Source organism: Pelosinus fermentans DSM 17108 (genome assembly GCF_000271485.2).
Taxonomy (GTDB): domain Bacteria; phylum Bacillota; class Negativicutes; order DSM-13327; family DSM-13327; genus Pelosinus; species Pelosinus fermentans.
In genome coordinates, this window is sequence record NZ_AKVN02000001.1 from 363,409 (window position 1) to 380,877 (window position 17,469).

19 protein-coding genes are annotated in these 17,469 nt (G+C 39.9%); 12 read left to right on the forward strand and 7 right to left on the reverse strand.

The window, feature by feature from the left end:
• Positions 1 to 93 precede the first annotated feature (93 nt).
• On the forward strand, positions 94 to 1,041 hold the full coding sequence (locus FR7_RS01715) for a LysR family transcriptional regulator (protein WP_007938183.1): 948 nt from the start codon (positions 94 to 96) through the stop codon (positions 1,039 to 1,041).
• Positions 1,042 to 1,253: 212 nt separating this feature from the next.
• Positions 1,254 to 1,397, forward strand: coding sequence for a hypothetical protein (locus FR7_RS23755; protein WP_007938185.1), 144 nt, complete (start codon positions 1,254 to 1,256; stop codon positions 1,395 to 1,397).
• 140 nt (positions 1,398 to 1,537) lie between these two features.
• Here FR7_RS23755 and FR7_RS01720 read toward each other — a convergent pair whose 3' ends face one another.
• On the reverse strand, positions 1,538 to 2,125 hold the full coding sequence (locus FR7_RS01720; protein ID WP_007938187.1) for a nitroreductase family protein: 588 nt from the start codon (positions 2,123 to 2,125) through the stop codon (positions 1,538 to 1,540).
• A gap of 135 nt (positions 2,126 to 2,260) precedes the next feature.
• Between FR7_RS01720 and FR7_RS01725 the strand changes: the two genes are divergently transcribed.
• Together FR7_RS01725 and FR7_RS01730 are read left to right on the forward strand one after the other, a co-directional pair.
• On the forward strand, positions 2,261 to 2,599 hold the full coding sequence (locus tag FR7_RS01725) for a winged helix-turn-helix transcriptional regulator (RefSeq protein ID WP_007938189.1): 339 nt from the start codon (positions 2,261 to 2,263) through the stop codon (positions 2,597 to 2,599).
• Between the two features lie 245 nt (positions 2,600 to 2,844).
• Positions 2,845 to 3,711 carry a YitT family protein gene (locus FR7_RS01730; RefSeq protein WP_007938191.1) on the forward strand — a complete coding sequence of 289 codons (867 nt, stop codon included), beginning with the start codon at positions 2,845 to 2,847 and terminating at the stop codon, positions 3,709 to 3,711.
• A gap of 206 nt (positions 3,712 to 3,917) precedes the next feature.
• On the opposite strand, the gene FR7_RS01735 is transcribed toward FR7_RS01730, so the two are convergent.
• A complete protein-coding gene (locus FR7_RS01735; RefSeq protein ID WP_007938195.1) occupies positions 3,918 to 4,328 on the reverse strand; it encodes a helix-turn-helix domain-containing protein in 411 nt (136 codons plus the stop codon).
• 130 nt (positions 4,329 to 4,458) lie between these two features.
• Here FR7_RS01735 and FR7_RS01740 point away from each other — a divergent pair, with 130 nt between their 5' ends.
• Complete coding sequence (locus FR7_RS01740; protein WP_007938197.1) at positions 4,459 to 4,656, forward strand: helix-turn-helix domain-containing protein; 198 nt, start codon at positions 4,459 to 4,461, stop codon at positions 4,654 to 4,656.
• Positions 4,657 to 4,819: 163 nt separating this feature from the next.
• A complete protein-coding gene (locus tag FR7_RS01745) occupies positions 4,820 to 6,505 on the forward strand; it encodes a methyl-accepting chemotaxis protein (protein WP_007938198.1) in 1,686 nt (561 codons plus the stop codon).
• Positions 6,506 to 6,648: 143 nt separating this feature from the next.
• Here FR7_RS01745 and FR7_RS01750 read toward each other — a convergent pair whose 3' ends face one another.
• The 3 genes from FR7_RS01750 to FR7_RS01760 all read right to left on the reverse strand — a co-directional run bounded on the left by FR7_RS01750 (position 6,649) and on the right by FR7_RS01760 (position 9,094).
• Positions 6,649 to 7,179 (reverse strand): nitroreductase family protein, encoded by a 531-nt coding sequence (locus FR7_RS01750; RefSeq protein ID WP_007938199.1) that lies wholly within the window; start codon positions 7,177 to 7,179, stop codon positions 6,649 to 6,651.
• A gap of 22 nt (positions 7,180 to 7,201) precedes the next feature.
• On the reverse strand, positions 7,202 to 7,966 hold the full coding sequence (locus FR7_RS01755; protein WP_007938200.1) for a C39 family peptidase: 765 nt from the start codon (positions 7,964 to 7,966) through the stop codon (positions 7,202 to 7,204).
• A gap of 165 nt (positions 7,967 to 8,131) precedes the next feature.
• A complete protein-coding gene (locus FR7_RS01760; protein WP_007938201.1) occupies positions 8,132 to 9,094 on the reverse strand; it encodes an NAD(P)H-dependent glycerol-3-phosphate dehydrogenase in 963 nt (320 codons plus the stop codon).
• A 371-nt stretch (positions 9,095 to 9,465) separates the two neighbouring features.
• On the opposite strand from FR7_RS01760, the gene FR7_RS01765 reads away from it, so the two are divergent.
• The 6 genes from FR7_RS01765 (at position 9,466) to FR7_RS01790 (ending at position 15,648) form a co-directional block, all read left to right on the forward strand.
• A complete protein-coding gene (locus tag FR7_RS01765) occupies positions 9,466 to 11,340 on the forward strand; it encodes a sigma-54-dependent Fis family transcriptional regulator (RefSeq protein WP_007938202.1) in 1,875 nt (624 codons plus the stop codon).
• 322 nt (positions 11,341 to 11,662) lie between these two features.
• Entirely contained in the window at positions 11,663 to 12,649 is a 987-nt protein-coding gene (locus FR7_RS01770) for a zinc-dependent alcohol dehydrogenase (RefSeq protein ID WP_007938203.1), read from the forward strand.
• 35 nt (positions 12,650 to 12,684) lie between these two features.
• The gene (locus FR7_RS01775; protein ID WP_007938204.1) at positions 12,685 to 13,995 is read left to right on the forward strand and encodes an MFS transporter; all 1,311 of its coding nucleotides are present in this window, start codon (positions 12,685 to 12,687) and stop codon (positions 13,993 to 13,995) included.
• Positions 13,996 to 14,160: 165 nt separating this feature from the next.
• The gene (locus FR7_RS01780; RefSeq protein ID WP_007938205.1) at positions 14,161 to 14,496 is read left to right on the forward strand and encodes a YddF family protein; all 336 of its coding nucleotides are present in this window, start codon (positions 14,161 to 14,163) and stop codon (positions 14,494 to 14,496) included.
• 118 nt (positions 14,497 to 14,614) lie between these two features.
• The gene (locus tag FR7_RS01785; protein WP_007948522.1) at positions 14,615 to 14,782 is read left to right on the forward strand and encodes an aspartyl-phosphate phosphatase Spo0E family protein; all 168 of its coding nucleotides are present in this window, start codon (positions 14,615 to 14,617) and stop codon (positions 14,780 to 14,782) included.
• 167 nt (positions 14,783 to 14,949) lie between these two features.
• The gene (locus FR7_RS01790) at positions 14,950 to 15,648 is read left to right on the forward strand and encodes an MBL fold metallo-hydrolase (protein ID WP_007938206.1); all 699 of its coding nucleotides are present in this window, start codon (positions 14,950 to 14,952) and stop codon (positions 15,646 to 15,648) included.
• Positions 15,649 to 15,779: 131 nt separating this feature from the next.
• Here the strand turns inward: FR7_RS01790 and FR7_RS01795 are convergent, their stop codons facing one another.
• Together FR7_RS01795 and FR7_RS01800 are read right to left on the reverse strand one after the other, a co-directional pair.
• Positions 15,780 to 16,412 (reverse strand): GTP-binding protein, encoded by a 633-nt coding sequence (locus FR7_RS01795; RefSeq protein WP_007938207.1) that lies wholly within the window; start codon positions 16,410 to 16,412, stop codon positions 15,780 to 15,782.
• Positions 16,396 to 17,388 carry a CobW family GTP-binding protein gene (locus tag FR7_RS01800; RefSeq protein WP_007938208.1) on the reverse strand — a complete coding sequence of 331 codons (993 nt, stop codon included), beginning with the start codon at positions 17,386 to 17,388 and terminating at the stop codon, positions 16,396 to 16,398. The genes FR7_RS01795 and FR7_RS01800 overlap by 17 nt, the downstream gene beginning before the upstream one ends.
• Positions 17,389 to 17,469: the final 81 nt, after the last annotated feature.

Below are 17,469 nucleotides of genomic sequence, written 5' to 3' on the forward strand. Positions count from 1 at the left end.
TGCCATATCATGGAATAGCGATTATAATTGCTTTGAAAAGAGTTACTTATTGCTACGATTTAAGCTTAGAACCTTTTGGTAAAGGAGGTCAAAATGGAGATACGACATCTGGAATATTTCATAGAGGTAGCGCGGCAAAAGAGTTTTAGTAAAGCGGCTGACCAAATGCATATTTCCCAACCATCAATTAGTAAAATAATTAAAGAGATTGAGGGCCATTTTGGAGTGGTATTATTTTATCGTACTACAAAGTATGTGGAATTGACTGACGCAGGTGAAATTATTTTGGAACAAGCAGAGAATATTGTTTCATCTTTTCAAAATATAAGTGCTAATTTAGTTGGAGGATCTAATTTAAAATCAGGGAAAATACGGATCGGTATTCCGCCAATTACGGGTCTGACATCATTTTCCCGCTTATTTGGCCCTTTTAAAAGGGCCTATCCGAATATTAATATACAGCTATTTGAGTTCGGATCGAAGAAAATTGAAACTGGCATTTTAGACGGGACACTAGACGTAGGCATAATATGTATTCCACCTAGTGATCAGGAGCTTTATGAAATGATTTGCAGTATCCAAGATCCCCTGCGGCTCGTCGTCCATCCAGAGCACCCTTTTGCCAAATGTGAAATCATTGACTATGGGAATCTGATCAATGAGTCTTTTGTGCTGTATAGTAATGACTTTAGTTTAAATGATCTCATTATCGACCGGTGCATGCAAGCCGGTTTTCGCCCTAATGTTATTTTTGAAACGCTGCAGCTTGAACTGATGACCCAACTGGTAGCAGATCATTTTGGTGTAGCTCTATTGCCAAGTACCGTTTGTCAACACTTGGATGCTAATGCACTGACGTCCCTTCCATTAGCTGACCCGCCAATCTATTTACAGTTAGGAGTAGCCTGGAAAAAAGAACGATATGTTTCTCATGCCACAAAAGCATGGCTGCAGTTTGTAAAAGATAAGATCGATTTCGATGATAAAAAACCTGATATTACGCGGCATCAATGGTTTTGGGATACTGCTGCTCCGTCCTAAATAAAGACATGAATTTCATGTTTCACCTATGTATACATAGGAAATTACACTAACTCTATCCTGTGATGACTGCTTTTAGGCTACTTATTCCGAATCTAAATGCAATATATGCCGAATCCGTATTTCACTTCCGATTGTAAGAGGAATACAATAAGATCAAGGCAAGCGTTATAAGTATGCTAAGCAGCCGACATAGGATTAGGAGGGATATTATGAGCAGTTCAATCGATGCTCTAGATCAGAGAATCTTTGATAAGCCGGAAGAAGAATCTTCTGCTGAAGTTAAAAAAGATGAAGTGAAAGTTGTGGATATCACACAACAGCAATGGTTTTGGGATCAGGCAGTAATGTCATAAAATCGTTCTTGTTGTATTTGCACTACAAAATAATAGAAATTTTGCAGGTTTGGCTCTTTTGCCAAACCTTTTTTCTGCTATCCGGGACACGGGGACAGGTCCCTTGTCCCAAATGATTTAATCTTCTGCTTTGCATCGACCTAATCCAGCCATTTGACTTTCTTGGTCAAATCCGGATCTTGCCTTGGTCTGGGCTGAGGAGTAACTGCCGGGTAACCCAATGGAGTAATGGCGACAATTTCTCTAGTTGCAGGGATTTCTAACAAATCCCGCAGATGTTTCTCTTCGTCCAGAGGACCAGTCATCCAACAACCACCTAATCCGACGGCGACAGCTGCCAACAGCATGTTTTCTATAGCCGCACTAGTGCTTTCCAAATATGCTTTTCGATAAGCCGGATCGCTGCTGGCTTCGGTTAAAACTACAATTACAATGGGAGCATCTCCGTAGACATTAGCGAATTTTATAAACTCATTGCGTGGCATAAATGCTTTGTCGGGTGCGGCATCCCAACCTTTTGTATATTCGTCGACGATTTTTCCGTAATTTTCCCCCATTTTAGTTTTCGTATCACCGGATACTACTAAGAACTCCCAGGGTTGTAAATTTAATGCCGACGGGGCCCAATTGGCAGCATCTAATATTTTGAGTATATCTTCTTTTTTTACCGGGTCTGTCTTATACTTGCGAATGGATCTTCGTTTATGTATTACCTCAAAAAATTCCATAATGATTTCACTCCTATTCATTTTTTTTCCTATTTCTTTGAGTTCAATAGTATCTTTATATGAATATTTTTACAAGTACGCACATTTATATGATATACTACTAAAAACAATACTATTGAGAAGGATACATGAATTATGGCAAAATTTCATTTTCAAGAAGGAACTTGCCCAGTGCTCGCCGTTCAAAATCTCATTACTGGAAAATGGAAACTTCTGATTTTATGGCAGTTGAGTCAGGGAACGAAACGGTTTAATGAGCTGCAAAAGCTGCTGCCGGATATTTCACAAGGAATACTTACTCACCAATTGCGGGAATTGGAACAGGATAGACTCGTTCATAGAGAGGTCTATAAGGAAGTACCACCTAAGGTTGAGTATTCATTAACTGAAATCGGTCAAAGCTTTATACCCGTCTTAAACGTCGTATGCGAATGGGGAACTGTTTATTTAAGCAATATAAAATCCTTAAAATGAAAAAATCTGCAATGTAGTCACCCTTCTTGTCTTATGAGAGGATGAAATTATAATTAATGAACAAAATAAAAAATACATACTCAGACTGCCAATAGGAGGAGGTTTGAAATCATACTTCGGCATACAAAAGATAATGTTGAATTGATTGGTGAGGCTGCGATGATAATTAATATGTCAAATGCCGCTATGCAACAAGAGGCAATCTTCGTTTCTGCGGCTCATTCTATATAAAGTGAGGTTTACAAATGCCAAAAAAACAACAAAAACAACGGGTCTGGAAAGAAATACAGCGATATATTATCCTGTTTATTGGTTCTGTTATCTACGCTGCTGGTCTGGAAATATTCTTAGTTCCCAACAACGTTATTGATGGTGGTGTGGTTGGTCTTGCGATTATGGCTAGTCATCTGACTGGCTTGCCGCTGGGAGTATTCTTAATTACCATAAATATACCGTTCATTTATTTGGGATATAAACAAATTGGTAAAACTTTTACATTATCAACGATATTTTCTATTATAGTCTTGTCCTATTTCACCAAAATGTTCTTGCCGGTTCCCGGTTTCACAGATGATTTATTTTTAGCGTCAATCTTCGGCGGTATCATTCTAGGAATCGGTGTAGGACTTATTGTGCGTTATGGCGGTTCATTGGACGGTTCGGAAATTGTAGCTATCTTAATGGACAAGCAAAGCAGCTTTTCTGTAGGCGAAATTGTCTTGATTATCAACCTGTTTATCTTAAGTGCAGCCGGACTGGTATTTGGCTGGGATCGAGCCATGTATTCCCTGGTTACATATTTTATCGCTTCGAAAGTAATTGATATCGTCATTGAAGGCTTGGATGAATCAAAAGCTGTTATCATTGTTTCAGATTATTCGGCATCTATTGCCGAAGCCCTCATGGCCCGTCTGGGCAGGGGTGTGACGATTTTGCACGGAGAAGGTGCCTATAAAGGTGACGAAAAACATATTCTCTACACCGTGATTACCAGACTCGAGATGGCAAAATTTAAATCACTTGTTTCAGAGATTGATGAGGATGCTTTTATAACGATTAATGATGTGCATGATGTAATGGGTGGCACGTTTAAAAAGAAAGCCATTCATTAAAAGCAAAACAAGAGGTCAGTACTACTCAGTGTACTGGCCTCTTATTGTGACAACTATGATTTCCTGAAAGTAACTTGTAACAGAATGGCTCTTCCCTCAGATAGCATTTGGTGTTATCATCATTAATAACCTACTAAAAAAACTTTACTATTCCTATTCCCAGGCGGGCAGCAACCTCTCGCCAGTTTCTGCTGTCATTCAAGAGACTATGCATGTAGTTTTTTTTTATCGTGGGCAGCACAGTGCTGCTTAAAGGCCTCTTCAAATTGGATGATTGCCCAGCCTCGCAGGTTTTGATTATCGTTTTCCATGAGGTATTTCAAAACATCCACCATACGTTTCAAATCGGGATCGAAAATGGTCTCGATTTTTTGCATGTCCTGAAATGGTTCAATCGTACTATGAAATGTGTCTTCACCTGTTAAAAACCATTCCATGGATTTATTAAAAAACTTTGACAAGGCATATAAAATTGTTGTTTCAGGAATTCGACCACCAAGGTATTTAGTAAGTGTATGCTTTGAAATACCTAAGTGCTGCGCCACTTGAACTTGCGTATAGCCCTTTTCGTCAATACTTTTTTTTAATCGATTAGAAAATGTAGAAAAATCGTACATATGACACATTCCTTCTTGACGTTATAGTATGATCGTACTATAATGAACTTGTATACTTATGGTTCCTAAAAATTACCACGTTTAACGGACGTGGTGATAGGCGATAAAAAATACTCATGGGGGGAAAACAGTGAAACCTAACGAAATTTTGGCAGCGTTACTTTTGAAAAATCACCGGCCTGTTGAAATTGCAAGGAAATTAAAGATTGGGCGCAGTGCTATCAGCAATGTTATTTATGGACGTTCCAAGAGCCGCAAGGTTCAAGAAGAAATTGCGGATATTATCGGCAAGACGGTAGAAGAAATATGGCCTGCCATGGCAGCTTGAAAGAAGGGGAAGATTAATACTAAACTAACCCCTATTGCTCTAAAATATTCGACATTAGTAAACATGTTCCTTCTCACTGTCGATATTTGCGAACATATCTACATATATAGGTGCACAAAAGCAGCAATCCATAGTAGTTAACATATACGAGGAGATGGAGATCATGAAACTGACAGGAAAAATGGTGGCTTACTTTATTGCAGTGGTATTAGTAGCTTCACTTGGATTTATCTATATTATCTACGAAATAAACAAAATTGATAGCATCACTGAAAATTTTAAAACTACCGATCTTCCGAGATTGGCTTTAAGTAATGAAATCGCTCACAATGCTACAGGTCAGGTTGCCGCAATGCGGGGTTATTGGATCAGCGGCAACGAACAGATGCTGAAGGAATACAAGAATTTAAGGGATTTGAATACGCAGGCTGAGGACGAGCTTATACAAAAGTCCGGCACAGAAGCCGCTAAGCAGTTGGCGACAGAGCTCAGAACATCGAACGAAAAATATACAGCTCTAATAGAGAATGAAATACTTCCCCTGCTTCGATCTGGTAATAAAGAGGAAGCGACTCGTGTCATGATGAATGATGTGATACCGGCTACTGAAGCATTGCAAAGCAAGATTAGCGAAGCGAGATCCTTCCGCAATGCAGCGATTGATCAGTCTCTTGATAATATGCAAAACTCTGTTAAAACCGCCCGGAATACCTCGGTTATAGTTGCTCTTCTGACTGCAGTATTAGGGGTTGGTATTGGCTTTTTTACCGCCCGCAGCATAGCAAACCCAGTAAAACAAATGGCTCAGGCAGCCGAAAAACTGGCTACTGGCGATTTAACCATAAATGTACAGCCTCAAACTAAAGATGAAGTCGGGCAATTAGCTGCTGCTTTGGGCACTGCGGTAATCAACCTGCGCGATCTGGTGCTGCAGGTGGCAACCAATGCCGAGCAGGTTGCCGCTTCATCCGAGGAATTGACGGCTAGCGCCGATCAGTCTGCTCAGGCAGCTAACCAAATCGCAGCTTCCATTACCGAAGTTGCCAAAGGCGCTGAGGCTTCCAACCAAGCGGCGGACGAAACCGCAGCAATTGTTGAACAAAGCACTGCAAATTTGCATCAAATAGCAGCTAGTACTACTCAGGTCACAGCACAATCTGCCGAAGCCGCCAATCAGGCTAGAGCTGGCGGTCAAGCAGTGGCTAAAGCAGTCAATCAAATGGCAGAGATCGAGAAATCGGTACAGGCCGTTGCTGGAACTGTGGATAAGCTCAGTTCTCAGTCGCAGCAGATTGGTACTATTGTTGATACTATTGCTGGAATTGCCGGACAGACTAATCTGCTGGCCCTCAATGCAGCCATTGAGGCTGCCCGCGCAGGCGAGCAGGGGCGGGGTTTTGCAGTTGTAGCTGAGGAAGTACGGAAATTAGCTGAACAGTCACAAGAGGCAGCCAAACAGATTGCCTCCCTCATCGGTGAGATTCAGCAAGATACCGCCCAAGCCGTTACAGCGATGAGTGAAGGCTTTCATGAAGTCAAAGTGGGAACTGAAGTTGTCAATCAGGCAGGAATATCTTTCGGCCAAATCAGTGATCTTGTTGATCAGGTATCTGAACAGATTAGGGAGATTTCAGTTGCCATTGATCAAATGGCAAGAGGCAGCCAGCAAATGGTAAGTTCCGTTCGAAAAATTGATGATTTCAGTAAAGCCGCCGTCGGTGAAACACAGGCAGCTTCAGCGGCTACTGAGGAACAGTCAGCATCAATGGAAGAAGTGGCCTCAGCCAGTCAATCCCTGGCTAAACTTGCCGAAGATATGCAAATAGCCGTTCGGCGATTTAAATTGTAGGCTGCCTGATGTCACGGTGATGAAAACGGTGTCTATTACTGCGCAGAAAAATAGTATATTCTAGATGCTGGAGATATCTGGCATGCAGTAAAGAGAAAGCTACCCGTGATCTACTTTAGTAGTAGATGTATGGGTAGCTAATTTTATTCACTGGCAGCGAATGTATTATAGAATATGGTTTTGTCTTTCTCATATCGTTTGTCGTGGTTTGGATTTGGTACTGAAGCTTTATCCGGATAGCCAATGGGCAGTAAAGCAACGGGAACAATAGAAGGGGGTAAGGCAAAGGTCTTTCGGATTACGGCTGGATCGAAGTGTCCGACCCATGTGCTTCCCAGACCTAAATTAGCCGCTTCTAACATGATGTGAGTTGTGACAATGCTGGCGTCCACATAGCCGCTGTCGTTGTTGTCATAAGGTCTTTTCCAGCTTGCGGTAGTGTCATAGCCAATAAGCAGCACTAAAGGTGCATTGAAATGATAGGTTGTGCAGGTTTTCAATTTCCTTAAACTAGCCTCGCTGTTGAGTACAAGAATACGTTGTGGCTGTGCATTGGCTGCAGTTGGCGCAAGGCGGCCGGCTTCTAGAATGCGGTCCAGCTTGTCGGGCTCTACCTGCTGCTGACTAAATTTTCTAACGGAATATCTTGCTTTTGCCAATTCTAAAAAATCCATAGTAACGCCTCCATTCTATTTTTTAGTGAGGTGCTTTCACTGTCAACCATTGTTGTGTTTTTTGACCTTTTGGCAGCATATGGGCATCAAACCACATATAATAAAATTTTTCTGCTGGATTAACAACATATCCGTCTTGAAGGTGATCTCCTGTATCATAGGGATCTGCCAAAATGAGAACATCATCCGCTGTTGTCAGCGTCCCCATGGTGTCATAGCCGATAATCACTCTCCAATGTCCGCCCCAATCAATATTTTCCACCATTATAGGAGTATTGTTTTTTAAGTTTGAGATTACAAATTCTTTGAAATCAGTAATGTCTGCGAAAGTTTTGCCATCCTTCTTATCAGTAGTTAGACTGGATTTAACATCCCAGCCAATGCTCTTAAAGAATGCAGCCATTCCACTTGTATCCGTGCCGGTTCCTGGCTTTGTTTTCATTATTTCAGCAATTTTCAGTTCATCCCACTTTGTATTCCCGGAATAATGCAGTACCGTTAATGCAGCCGCAGGACCGCAAGTAATTTCTGTTGTTTGCTGATAGGTTTTATACTTCGGTAAAATTGTTAATGTATCAGTCGATTTCATATTGAAAAAATCGACAGTTTTGTAATAGGGAGAGTCTGTCACATTGCCCAGACCGTTATACGAAGAGGCACCTTCACTAGTAAGGTCATAGCCAGAAGGGTAAGGAATGACACTGCTTTCCGCGAAAACGGTATTCGCCCCGCTAAAACTAAATCCTAAACAAATAGAAGTAATTAACAAATACAATCGTAGCTTCACGTTACCACTCCATTCTTAAATTCTTCGCTGCTTACTCTTACATATATAATATAGTATTCTTCGGAAAAAGATAGTATGCACTTTTTAGTCAGATACTACCCAAAGGGATACCTTAAGAAGAAAGAAGAACCTTAGCAGTCAAAAAAAGATTCTCGCGATCTTCTTTTAAAACTCAAACTTAATCGGTCTTAAAAACAAATCGATTAATTTTTCTTTTGGGTCGGCATTTTCAAATATCATTTCGTATACAGCATTACAAATGGGAAGTTCCACTTCATATTTTTGTCCTAGATATTGTAATGCTTTTACGGTAGAAACACCTTCCGCTAATTTATCAAATGGTTCACCAGTTATTAAAGCCTGCCCAAATCTTCTATTGTGGCTGTGCAGGGAAAAGAGGGTTGCCTCATAATCTCCCAGATGGCTTAATCCATATATCGTTGTATCGTTTCCGCCCATGGCTCTCACAAGGCGTGAAATTTCTCGTGTACCCCTTGCCATAAGTGCACCCTTTAAACTGCTATAGCATAGTCCATCTAACATTCCTGCAGCGATTCCTATAACATTTTTGGCAGCAGCCCCGATTTCATTCCCAATCAGATCTTGACCATAATAAAATCGTATTAAAGAGCTGTTAAGGGATTCAACTATTTTTTTTGTTACTTCAATATGATCAGAACCGATAACCATACAATTAGGTATTTCCCTAACAAAATCCTGTACATGCCCTGGTCCTACCCAAATCCCTATATTGGAACTTATTCCTATTTCCTCGCTGAACACTTGGGATAACCGCTTGCCGGTATTTGCTTCGATACCTTTCATACATAAGACAAATATTTTATCTTTTAATCCTTTTTGTAAGCTTATGCTATGTGCAAAGGAGCGCAGTTCCTGAGCGCTAATGGAGATAATAATAATCTCACCGAAAGAGACTGCTGCCTCTAAAGAATTACTTAACATGATATCTTGGGGCAAGGTCACATAATCATTCATTCTAGATTCTTTTAATTGTAAATAATGTTTCGAAGACTCTCTGCCCCATAACATTACCTCATGCCCAACCCGATTTGCATACCAAGCTAGAAATGTTCCCCAACGACCGCATCCTAAAACTGAAATCTTCACCTGTATCACCATCCTACCATCATTGTCCCAATATTGATATAGTCGCCATTAAGGCGTTGTATTTCTTGTAACTATTCCAGATACTTACCGCTGTTTCCTGCTATACCAGTGGGAAGACAAAAAATGGAGTGTATATTTTAATGCGTCGATGCACGCCTTTCGGGAGTGAAGCCGTCATCTCATTCCATTGTTTTGAAGAAATAATGCTATAGTATAAAGGTCTGCAGGATTCAGCATTTTTAAAGAGAAGTTAGGCATGAACATTCGTATTTGAAACGCTTGTAAAAATCGAACCATTTGTATAACGTTATTTTTATGAATGGAAAAATGGAGAATATGGTGATTAAAAGTATGTTGTTAGAGGTGGCAGAATGAAGATCCTTATTGTTGTACCTTATTTAAGTGTTGCTGAATTTATCAAGACGATTATACAAGAACAAGACGACAAGGAATGGGAATATGAGATTCTTGTGAATATAGGAGTCCGGTCTATTGTCAGTCAAGATATTAAATCGGATGTTGTGATTGCCAGGGGGGTTACTGCCAGTGCGCTGAAAAGATTCCTGCCGAATACGCCAGTAGTTGATCTTTTAATAAGCGGTTATGATATCCTGCGCTCTGTTAAGGAGTGCTTAGTTCGCTTTCAGGACCGAAAAATTGGTATAGTAGGCTCTTACGATATGATCTGCGGAGCGAAGAGCATAGAAAGTATTATGGACATTGAGCTGGTTACTGTTGAGGTAAATAATGAAGACGATGCTGAATTAAGTATAGCGAAACTAAAAGAAGATGGGATTCAGACAGTAATTGGTGGTGTCATGTCAAGCGATATAGCTCGGCGAATAGGAATGAATAGCTTGTTTATAGAATCCGGCAGAGAAGGCGTTTATTTTGCATTGCAAGAAGCCAAACGGGTAGCGGCGGTAAGACGGCAGGAACAGGAACGGACAGAGCAGTTTCGGGCAATATTAAATTATTCTGATGAAGGAATCATTGCTGTAGATACGCAAGGGAAAATTAATTTAATGAATATGGCGGCCATTCATATTACCAGTCTTGATAATGAAGTAATTGGAAGAAACGTTAGAGACCTTTTGCCGCAGCTTGATTTGGGTAAGGTCTTAGTTACAGGAAAATCCGAAATAGGAGAGGTACAGACAGTAGGTGATCAACAAATAGCAATTAATACGGTACCGATTCTTATTGCCGGTGAAACGGTTGGGGTTGTCGCAACATTTAAACCGGTCGGTGCCATTCAAGAACTTGAAGGAAAAATTCGTGAAAAAATACATAACCGCGGACATGTAGCTAAGCTGAAATTCGAGGATATTTTGGGAAGCAGTAAAGCGATTAAAGAGACTATTTCTGTTGCACGTGAATTTAGTCAAGTGAATTCCAATGTTCTTATTGTAGGAGAAACTGGTACCGGTAAAGAGGTATTTGCTCAAAGCATACATAACGGGAGTAACCGCTGCAAAGGACCTTTTGTTGCTGTAAACTGTGCAGCCTTGCCGGAAAATTTGTTGGAAAGTGAACTTTTCGGATATGTGGAAGGAGCATTTACCGGGGCATCTCGTGGGGGAAAATTTGGCTTATTTGAGCTTGCTCATCGTGGTACCATCTTATTGGATGAAGTGTCTGAGATTTCGCCAAAGATGCAGGGGCGATTGCTAAGGGTCCTGCAGGAACGTGAAATTATGCGTCTGGGTGGTGATCGAGTGATTCCCATCGATGTTCGCATAATAGCAGCTACCAATAAAGATCTGTATGACCTTGTAAAACAGGGAGTATTCCGTGAAGATCTATATTATCGTCTTGATATATTACAACTTAGCATTCCAGCCCTGCGGGAGCGTGGAGAAGATATTATGTTATTAATGAACCATTTCTATAAGCGGTATTGTATAAAGAACAAAAAAGAGTGCAAAAAAATGAACCAGGAGGCTAAAGCCAAACTGCTCCAATATTCTTGGTTAGGCAACGTAAGAGAATTAAAGAACATTGCTGAGCGTCTAGCGGTGCTTAGTAAAAACAGTTGTGTTGACCTTCAAGAGGTTGAAGCCGTGCTGCCTAATCGGGAGAAGGCAGCAAAGGATGCAATTAGAAGCAATGGCAGTTTAGATCGGGAATGCTTATATCGGGCTTTAGAAGAGACCAATTATCATTATGGTAAGGCAGCGGCTAAATTAGGCATAAGTCGTACCACATTGTGGAAACGTTTAAAACAGTTTGATGAGATCAAGTAGAATGACAAACGTTTTGAACAAAATGAACAAATTTTGTTCAGAAAGGGGAAATTTGATAAGTGCGAGTAAAAAATAAAAAGTAAAATCTATCCTTACGGGCAGGCTAAAAGCCTGCCTTTTATAATTATTTATTAAATTGATTAAAGATTGGCATAATTATTGCATTTTAACAGTTACGGACGAAGGTGTTCTGTAACTAAGCGAAAAGCTAAAGGCGAAGTCGACTCAGATACATTGTGAGGTGAGGATAGCAAAGGAAGAAGGATTACAGGTTGTGCATTTTTGTAAGATTTTAAATTTATAAAAAATAGGAGTGTTAATCATGAGCGTAATTACGAAAGCAGCTTTATTAAAAGGACAGCGTGATATTGAATTAATTGAAAAAGAACTAGTTGTGGGAGAGGATGAAGTAATTGTCCGAAATCACCTTATGGGTATCTGCGGATCGGATAAGAATTTTTATCTTGGACAGCTTCCACCGAAAACGGCAGAATTTCGTCAGGATCCCAAATTTCCTTTCTATCTTGGTCATGAAAGCGGCGGTACAGTTGTTGAAATTGGCTCGAAGGTACGTGAAGTAAAACCCGGCGACAAAGTCATGTGCTTTGGCTGGAATAATAATTTTGCTGAATACTTCAAAGCTAAGGTTTGGGAATTGCAGCTCGTTCCTGAAGGGTTGGATATGGATTTAGCAAGTTTAGGAGAACCAATTGCCTGTGGAATGTTCTCAGGCCTTACAACTGGCACCAATATTGGTGATACTGTAGTGGTAATGGGTGGTGGATTTGCAGGACAGATTATTGCCCAGTGTGCAAAAAAACAGGGGGCATCCCAAGTTATTGTCGCCGATGTTGAAGATGGTAAATTGGCAATTGCTAAAAAACTTGGAGCAGATGTAACCATTAATAGCAGAAAAGCAGATGTTGTTAGTTATGTAAAAGACCTTACAGATGGAATTGGTGCAGATGTTGTTGTAGAAGCTGCTGGTGTTGAATCTTCTTTTAATGCAGCATCAGAATTAATTAAGCATAATGGCATATTTGTTTTCTATAGTTGGATGACCAAACCTGTAAACTTGAACATTAGCCGTTGGCATGATGATGGATTGGAATTCCGTAATACTTGTCTTGTCCATCATACTCGTCAGCAGCGTGAAGTGTGGACTCCTTGGGCATTGCGTCCGGTAGTTAAAAATATTATCGATGTCAAATCATTGATTACTCATGAATTTAAGTTGGATAATATAAAAGACGCTTTCGAAACTGCAGTAGAAGACGAGAGTGCCATTAAAGTTGTTTTAAGGCCATAAGTCATGCCAGACTATGCAATAAAGGAGAAATACGAATGGAAAAGCCAACTAAAACGCGGTATTGGGTATTGTTTATTGTATGTATACTTTATTTTATAACCTATGTGGATCGGGTTAATATTTCAGTAGCAGCTCCACTTATTATGAAAGAATTTAATATTAGCAAGGTTGAGCTTGGGGTTGTCTTTGCCGCCTTTTCCTGGGCGTATTCCATATTCCAAATCCCCGTTGGCATTCTGGGAGATAAATACGGCCCGCATAAAGTGTTAACCGTACTCGTTGTTTTGTGGGCGGCTGTGGATGTTATGACGGGTTTAGCCTGGAGTTTTACATCTTTAATTGTTATCCGTTTTTTATTTGGAATATGCGAATCTGGTGCATTTCCTACGGCCACTCGGGCTTTTTCTCATTGGATTCCTGCAACAGAACGTGGCTTTGTACAAGGCTTAACTCATGCCTGTTCACGGCTTGGCGGGGCGATTACTCCTATTCTTATGGTAGGGATTATGAGCCAATTTGGCTGGCGTCCAGCCTTTTATTTCGGGGGCGCTATTGCTCTGGCTTGGGCCATTATTTGGTTCATTTGGTATCGGAATAAACCAGAAGAATTGCAAGCTAAGTGGGGCGGCATTAATCAGGCAGAAATCGATCTGATTTATCAAGGACAAGTTAAGAAAAAAGTGACTCAAAAATTACCCTTCCGTACACTCATTAAGAGCAAAAATCTTTGGTGCCTGTGCTTAGCATATATTTGCTATAATTATACACTATGGATTTTCTTAACTTGGCTTCCCACTTACTTGGTGGACGCTCGCGGTTTCGCTATTATGACAATGGGCATATTTGCAAGCTTGCCGCTTTTTGCTGGTACCATTGGTGATACGTTAGGGGGCTGGCTATCGGATAAGATTTGGAAACATACTAAAAATGGTAAAATTGCTCGCCGTGGTGTGGCTATGGCTGGTTTTCTCATTGCAGCCTTTTGTATGATTCCGGGAGCCATGACGGAATCTCAATATCTCTCCGTATTTTTGCTCGCTTGTGCATTGTTTGGTCTTGAGATGACTGTGGGAGTATTTTGGGCAACCTGTCTTGATATTGGACATGATTATGCAGGTACTGTATCAGCAACAATGAATTCTATCGGGGCAATAGGATCAGCAATGACTCCGTTAATCTTTGGCTTTATTGTACAACGTACTGGATCTTGGGTATATCCCTTTATACTTGCTAGCGGGATTCTTATCATTGGGACGATTCTTTGGACTAAGATCAATCCGGAATTGTCTCTTGTTGAGGAACTTGGACTATTAGATTCAACAGACATCAGTAAAAAGGAAGTATAAATCCAAGTTCTTCTTTTTCTTACCCAGCTAGGTGATCACGACTAGTATAATCCCGGCAGCTTTGACTGCCGGGATTATTTGCAGTACATGCAGGGCTTTTAAGAGGCTTGGCAGAAAGATATAAACATATAGTGGAAAACTAATGCTAGGAGGAGAAAAATAATAATGGATAATAGGCAACCCATTGCTATCCTAAATGGTGCTATTATTACAGCAGATGGAGAATATTCCTGCCGAACAATCAGCTTGGAAGAGTGCAAAAAATTGATTCAGTCTGCACCTGAAATTATTTCTGCAGTAGGGCATAAGGCAACGGCAGAAATAATTACCGACCTTTTAGATAGAGAAGTCGCTTTGAATCGAATTAACTTTCACCAAGAAGCGGGGCAGCAGGCACTGGTGTTCAAGCTCAACAGGCGGCCACCTGAGGGAATCATCCTCTCTCGTGATGAAATTGAAGCATTCGGATACCAGTTCCAGTTACTATCCAGGCATTCGTAACAGACCAAAAACAGCTCTTTTGATTGCCTACATAGATACTTTCACTTTTTGTTGCTATAAATCAAATGAAATTTAAATTCTTTTATTCGATGATATGTTATATCGAATATAGGAGGCGTTGGTTATTTCTGATATAAATTTAAAAGAGCTGCAGGAAGAAATAGAACGGATGCGTTTAAATTTGATTCATATTGTTGCTAAGAAAGGACCCGTATCAACGGAGGCAATAAAGATAAGCAGAGATTTAGATAATAAAATAAAAGATTATTATCAATATAAGAGATAGTTCTACTAGTAGATTTTATTTGACGTTATGAGCTAGCCTGTATGTTTCATCTGTCTTCATATTGGGAAAAAATGGTTGGGCCATCTCAAAATTTTTTGGACAAGCTATAAGTGGATTCTGCCTAATGGAGGTATTGTGACGGAAAAATTTTGGAGGATGCTTTGCAGATGATTAACTTTATTGGTATCGGGAGTGCTTTTAATACTCAATTAGGAAATACAAGCGCTTTTATAAAGAAAAAGGATAGTCTATTGCTTATTGACAGCGGTGGGACAGTTTTTCACAGGCTTCGAGAATTAAATATACTTGAAGAAATAAAAAAGATATACATTATTATTACTCATACCCACCCTGACCATGTAGGAAGTCTTGGGGAAGTAATTTTTTATTCCTATTACATTCTAGAGCATAAGCCAACTGTATTTTTTCCCAATGGGGAACTCATGAAGAGCTTCCTGACGAGTATTGGAGTCAGTCAGGAAATGTATTTGCTGGAAAGTAGCAGCAAAGTGGGGTTCGCAGATGAAAACTTGGGAGAGATAAGTGTTGAATTTTTGCCAGTCTCACATGTAAAAACTATTCCGGCATATGGCTTTGTTATGAGACAAATAGAAGGTGTGTTTTACTATAGCGGAGATTCAAATCATATAGAGGATGAAATTATTACTAGACTTAAGAATGGGGAGCTCGATCGGATCTATCAAGATACCTGTGGACTTGATTATGAGGGTAACAGCCATATGTCATTAAGAAAGTTGAAAGAGACAATTCACTCAGACTTACGGAATCAGGTTTACTGTATGCATTTAGATCAACATATTGACCCAAAAGAGATCGTGCATCAAGGTTTTCATGTTGTGAAGTAATCTTGGAAAATCCTGCAAAGCTTAAATAGAATTTGCAGGATTTTGTACTTTAGCCTACAAATGAACAATAAGCAGCAATTCTGAGTACGTTGGAGGAAGAAGTAGATTCTTTGTCCTATTTTTGCATACCATCATCTTGTTAGTCGTAATAGATAAAAGTAGATTAAATAAATAACCGTAAGGCACGTAACATAGGGGGCAAGTTGCTGCACAATTGTTTTTTTTTGCCCTTTCAAAATTCTGGTGTACCAATTGTCCCAATCACTGCCTGTAGTTTTGCAGCTATCTGGCTTTATTGAAGACAGCCATTTATATAAATCAGGGTTAGACTCAGTAATCCAAAAACCCTCGCTTTCTAAAGCTATTTGGCGAAAGATGTCTTCCAAAGGTTTACCGATTGCATTATATGTTGTTCCATTAAACACTGCCATACTTGCTCCTAATGAAATATGTCCGTCTTTTGCCAATTGAGTTAAAACATTCATGAGTTCTTGTCCAGAGGCAAAGCCATTTACTTCAAAAATAATCCTTTGCCTATCCCCTATTTTAACCATACGTTGAACTTCATCTAAGGGGAATCCTTGCTCCCAATTCCATGAGTACGTTATCGCTCTGGAACCTATTTCATTGACCTGTGTTTTGCCCCATTCCGTCAAAATAACCAGAATCGTCTCATCCTCAAAAACATGTTGAATGAGATGATTGATCAGAGACGTTTTCCCCGAACCAAGAAATCCCTGAACGATGTCAACCACTTTCAGCATTATGTCCCTCTAATGTTTTTAATAACTGCTCTGAAAGTAAATTTTGACCAATAAATACAGCCTGGCCAATGGTATGTGGTTTTGCCGACTTATATTCCCATCTGCCATTAACATATTCAAAATGAAACCAACTTTTTTCCCCCGCAACGAGCCCTTTGGCTCGCACAATCTGACCGTATTGTCCTGTGCTTATATGGTCTAACATTTTCTTTAATATTGAAACAGAAAATACGCGAGAACCTTTCCAGGAAACATTCTGAAAAGTTTCTGCTCCCGAATGTCTCTTCACATGATTTAGAGCTTGTGGTTGTTTTGCGCCTGAGGAAAATCTTTTCCTTATATTGCTGGCAGGTTCACTAGCAATTTGGTTTTCATATAACGGATCTTTTGCTAAAATCTGCTGAATCGATAACTGATTCCAAGGAGTCGTTGTAATCCTCGCTGAAGCATTATACCGACGAATCATTTTTACGACTTCTTCAATTTCCTGGGGTGAAACGTCTTGGGTTTTGCTGCAGACAATTGTTTGTGCATAAGCAATTTGATCTTTATAAAATTCGCCGAAATTTACTAAAAAAGAATGGGCATGATGGACATCAACTACTGTTATAACGTGATCAAGGCTTATAACATCATGAAAACAAGGCTGCTTCACAATCTGAAGCACCTCAGATAACTTTCCTATCCCCGTCGGCTCGATTAAAATTCTTTCCGGTTTTATTTCAGAAATTGCTTGCTGTAACACATTTGTAAATTCACCCTTTAACGAACAGCAGATACACCCTGAATAGATTTCTTCAATTTTGGCGTTGCTTACTGATAGCAGTGTGCCGTCAATCCCAGCTTTACCATATTCATTTTCTAAGATGAATAGTTTCTCATTTGTAGTACGCTCCTTTAGCAGCTTTAATAACAATGTTGTCTTGCCAGCTCCTAAAAATCCCGATACAATATCCAACGGTACCTTATGTGCCATGGTGACCTCCTTATGTTATATGAATAATATTAAATATGAATAATCTTATTTAATATTATTCATATAACAGGCTGCGTATTC

Coding starts and splice junctions, on each gene's coding strand:
- FR7_RS01790 (WP_007938206.1), top strand. CDS start 14,950: ATGATTAACTTTATTGGTATCGGGAGTGCTTTTAATACTCAATTAGGA.
- FR7_RS23755 (WP_007938185.1), top strand. CDS start 1,254: ATGAGCAGTTCAATCGATGCTCTAGATCAGAGAATCTTTGATAAGCCG.
- FR7_RS01725 (WP_007938189.1), top strand. CDS start 2,261: ATGGCAAAATTTCATTTTCAAGAAGGAACTTGCCCAGTGCTCGCCGTT.
- FR7_RS01715 (WP_007938183.1), top strand. CDS start 94: ATGGAGATACGACATCTGGAATATTTCATAGAGGTAGCGCGGCAAAAG.
- FR7_RS01765 (WP_007938202.1), top strand. CDS start 9,466: ATGAAGATCCTTATTGTTGTACCTTATTTAAGTGTTGCTGAATTTATC.
- FR7_RS01795 (WP_007938207.1), bottom strand. CDS start 16,412: ATGCTGAAAGTGGTTGACATCGTTCAGGGATTTCTTGGTTCGGGGAAA.
- FR7_RS01730 (WP_007938191.1), top strand. CDS start 2,845: ATGCCAAAAAAACAACAAAAACAACGGGTCTGGAAAGAAATACAGCGA.
- FR7_RS01775 (WP_007938204.1), top strand. CDS start 12,685: ATGGAAAAGCCAACTAAAACGCGGTATTGGGTATTGTTTATTGTATGT.
- FR7_RS01770 (WP_007938203.1), top strand. CDS start 11,663: ATGAGCGTAATTACGAAAGCAGCTTTATTAAAAGGACAGCGTGATATT.
- FR7_RS01780 (WP_007938205.1), top strand. CDS start 14,161: ATGGATAATAGGCAACCCATTGCTATCCTAAATGGTGCTATTATTACA.
- FR7_RS01750 (WP_007938199.1), bottom strand. CDS start 7,179: ATGGATTTTTTAGAATTGGCAAAAGCAAGATATTCCGTTAGAAAATTT.
- FR7_RS01745 (WP_007938198.1), top strand. CDS start 4,820: ATGAAACTGACAGGAAAAATGGTGGCTTACTTTATTGCAGTGGTATTA.
- FR7_RS01720 (WP_007938187.1), bottom strand. CDS start 2,125: ATGGAATTTTTTGAGGTAATACATAAACGAAGATCCATTCGCAAGTAT.
- FR7_RS01800 (WP_007938208.1), bottom strand. CDS start 17,388: ATGGCACATAAGGTACCGTTGGATATTGTATCGGGATTTTTAGGAGCT.
- FR7_RS01735 (WP_007938195.1), bottom strand. CDS start 4,328: ATGTACGATTTTTCTACATTTTCTAATCGATTAAAAAAAAGTATTGAC.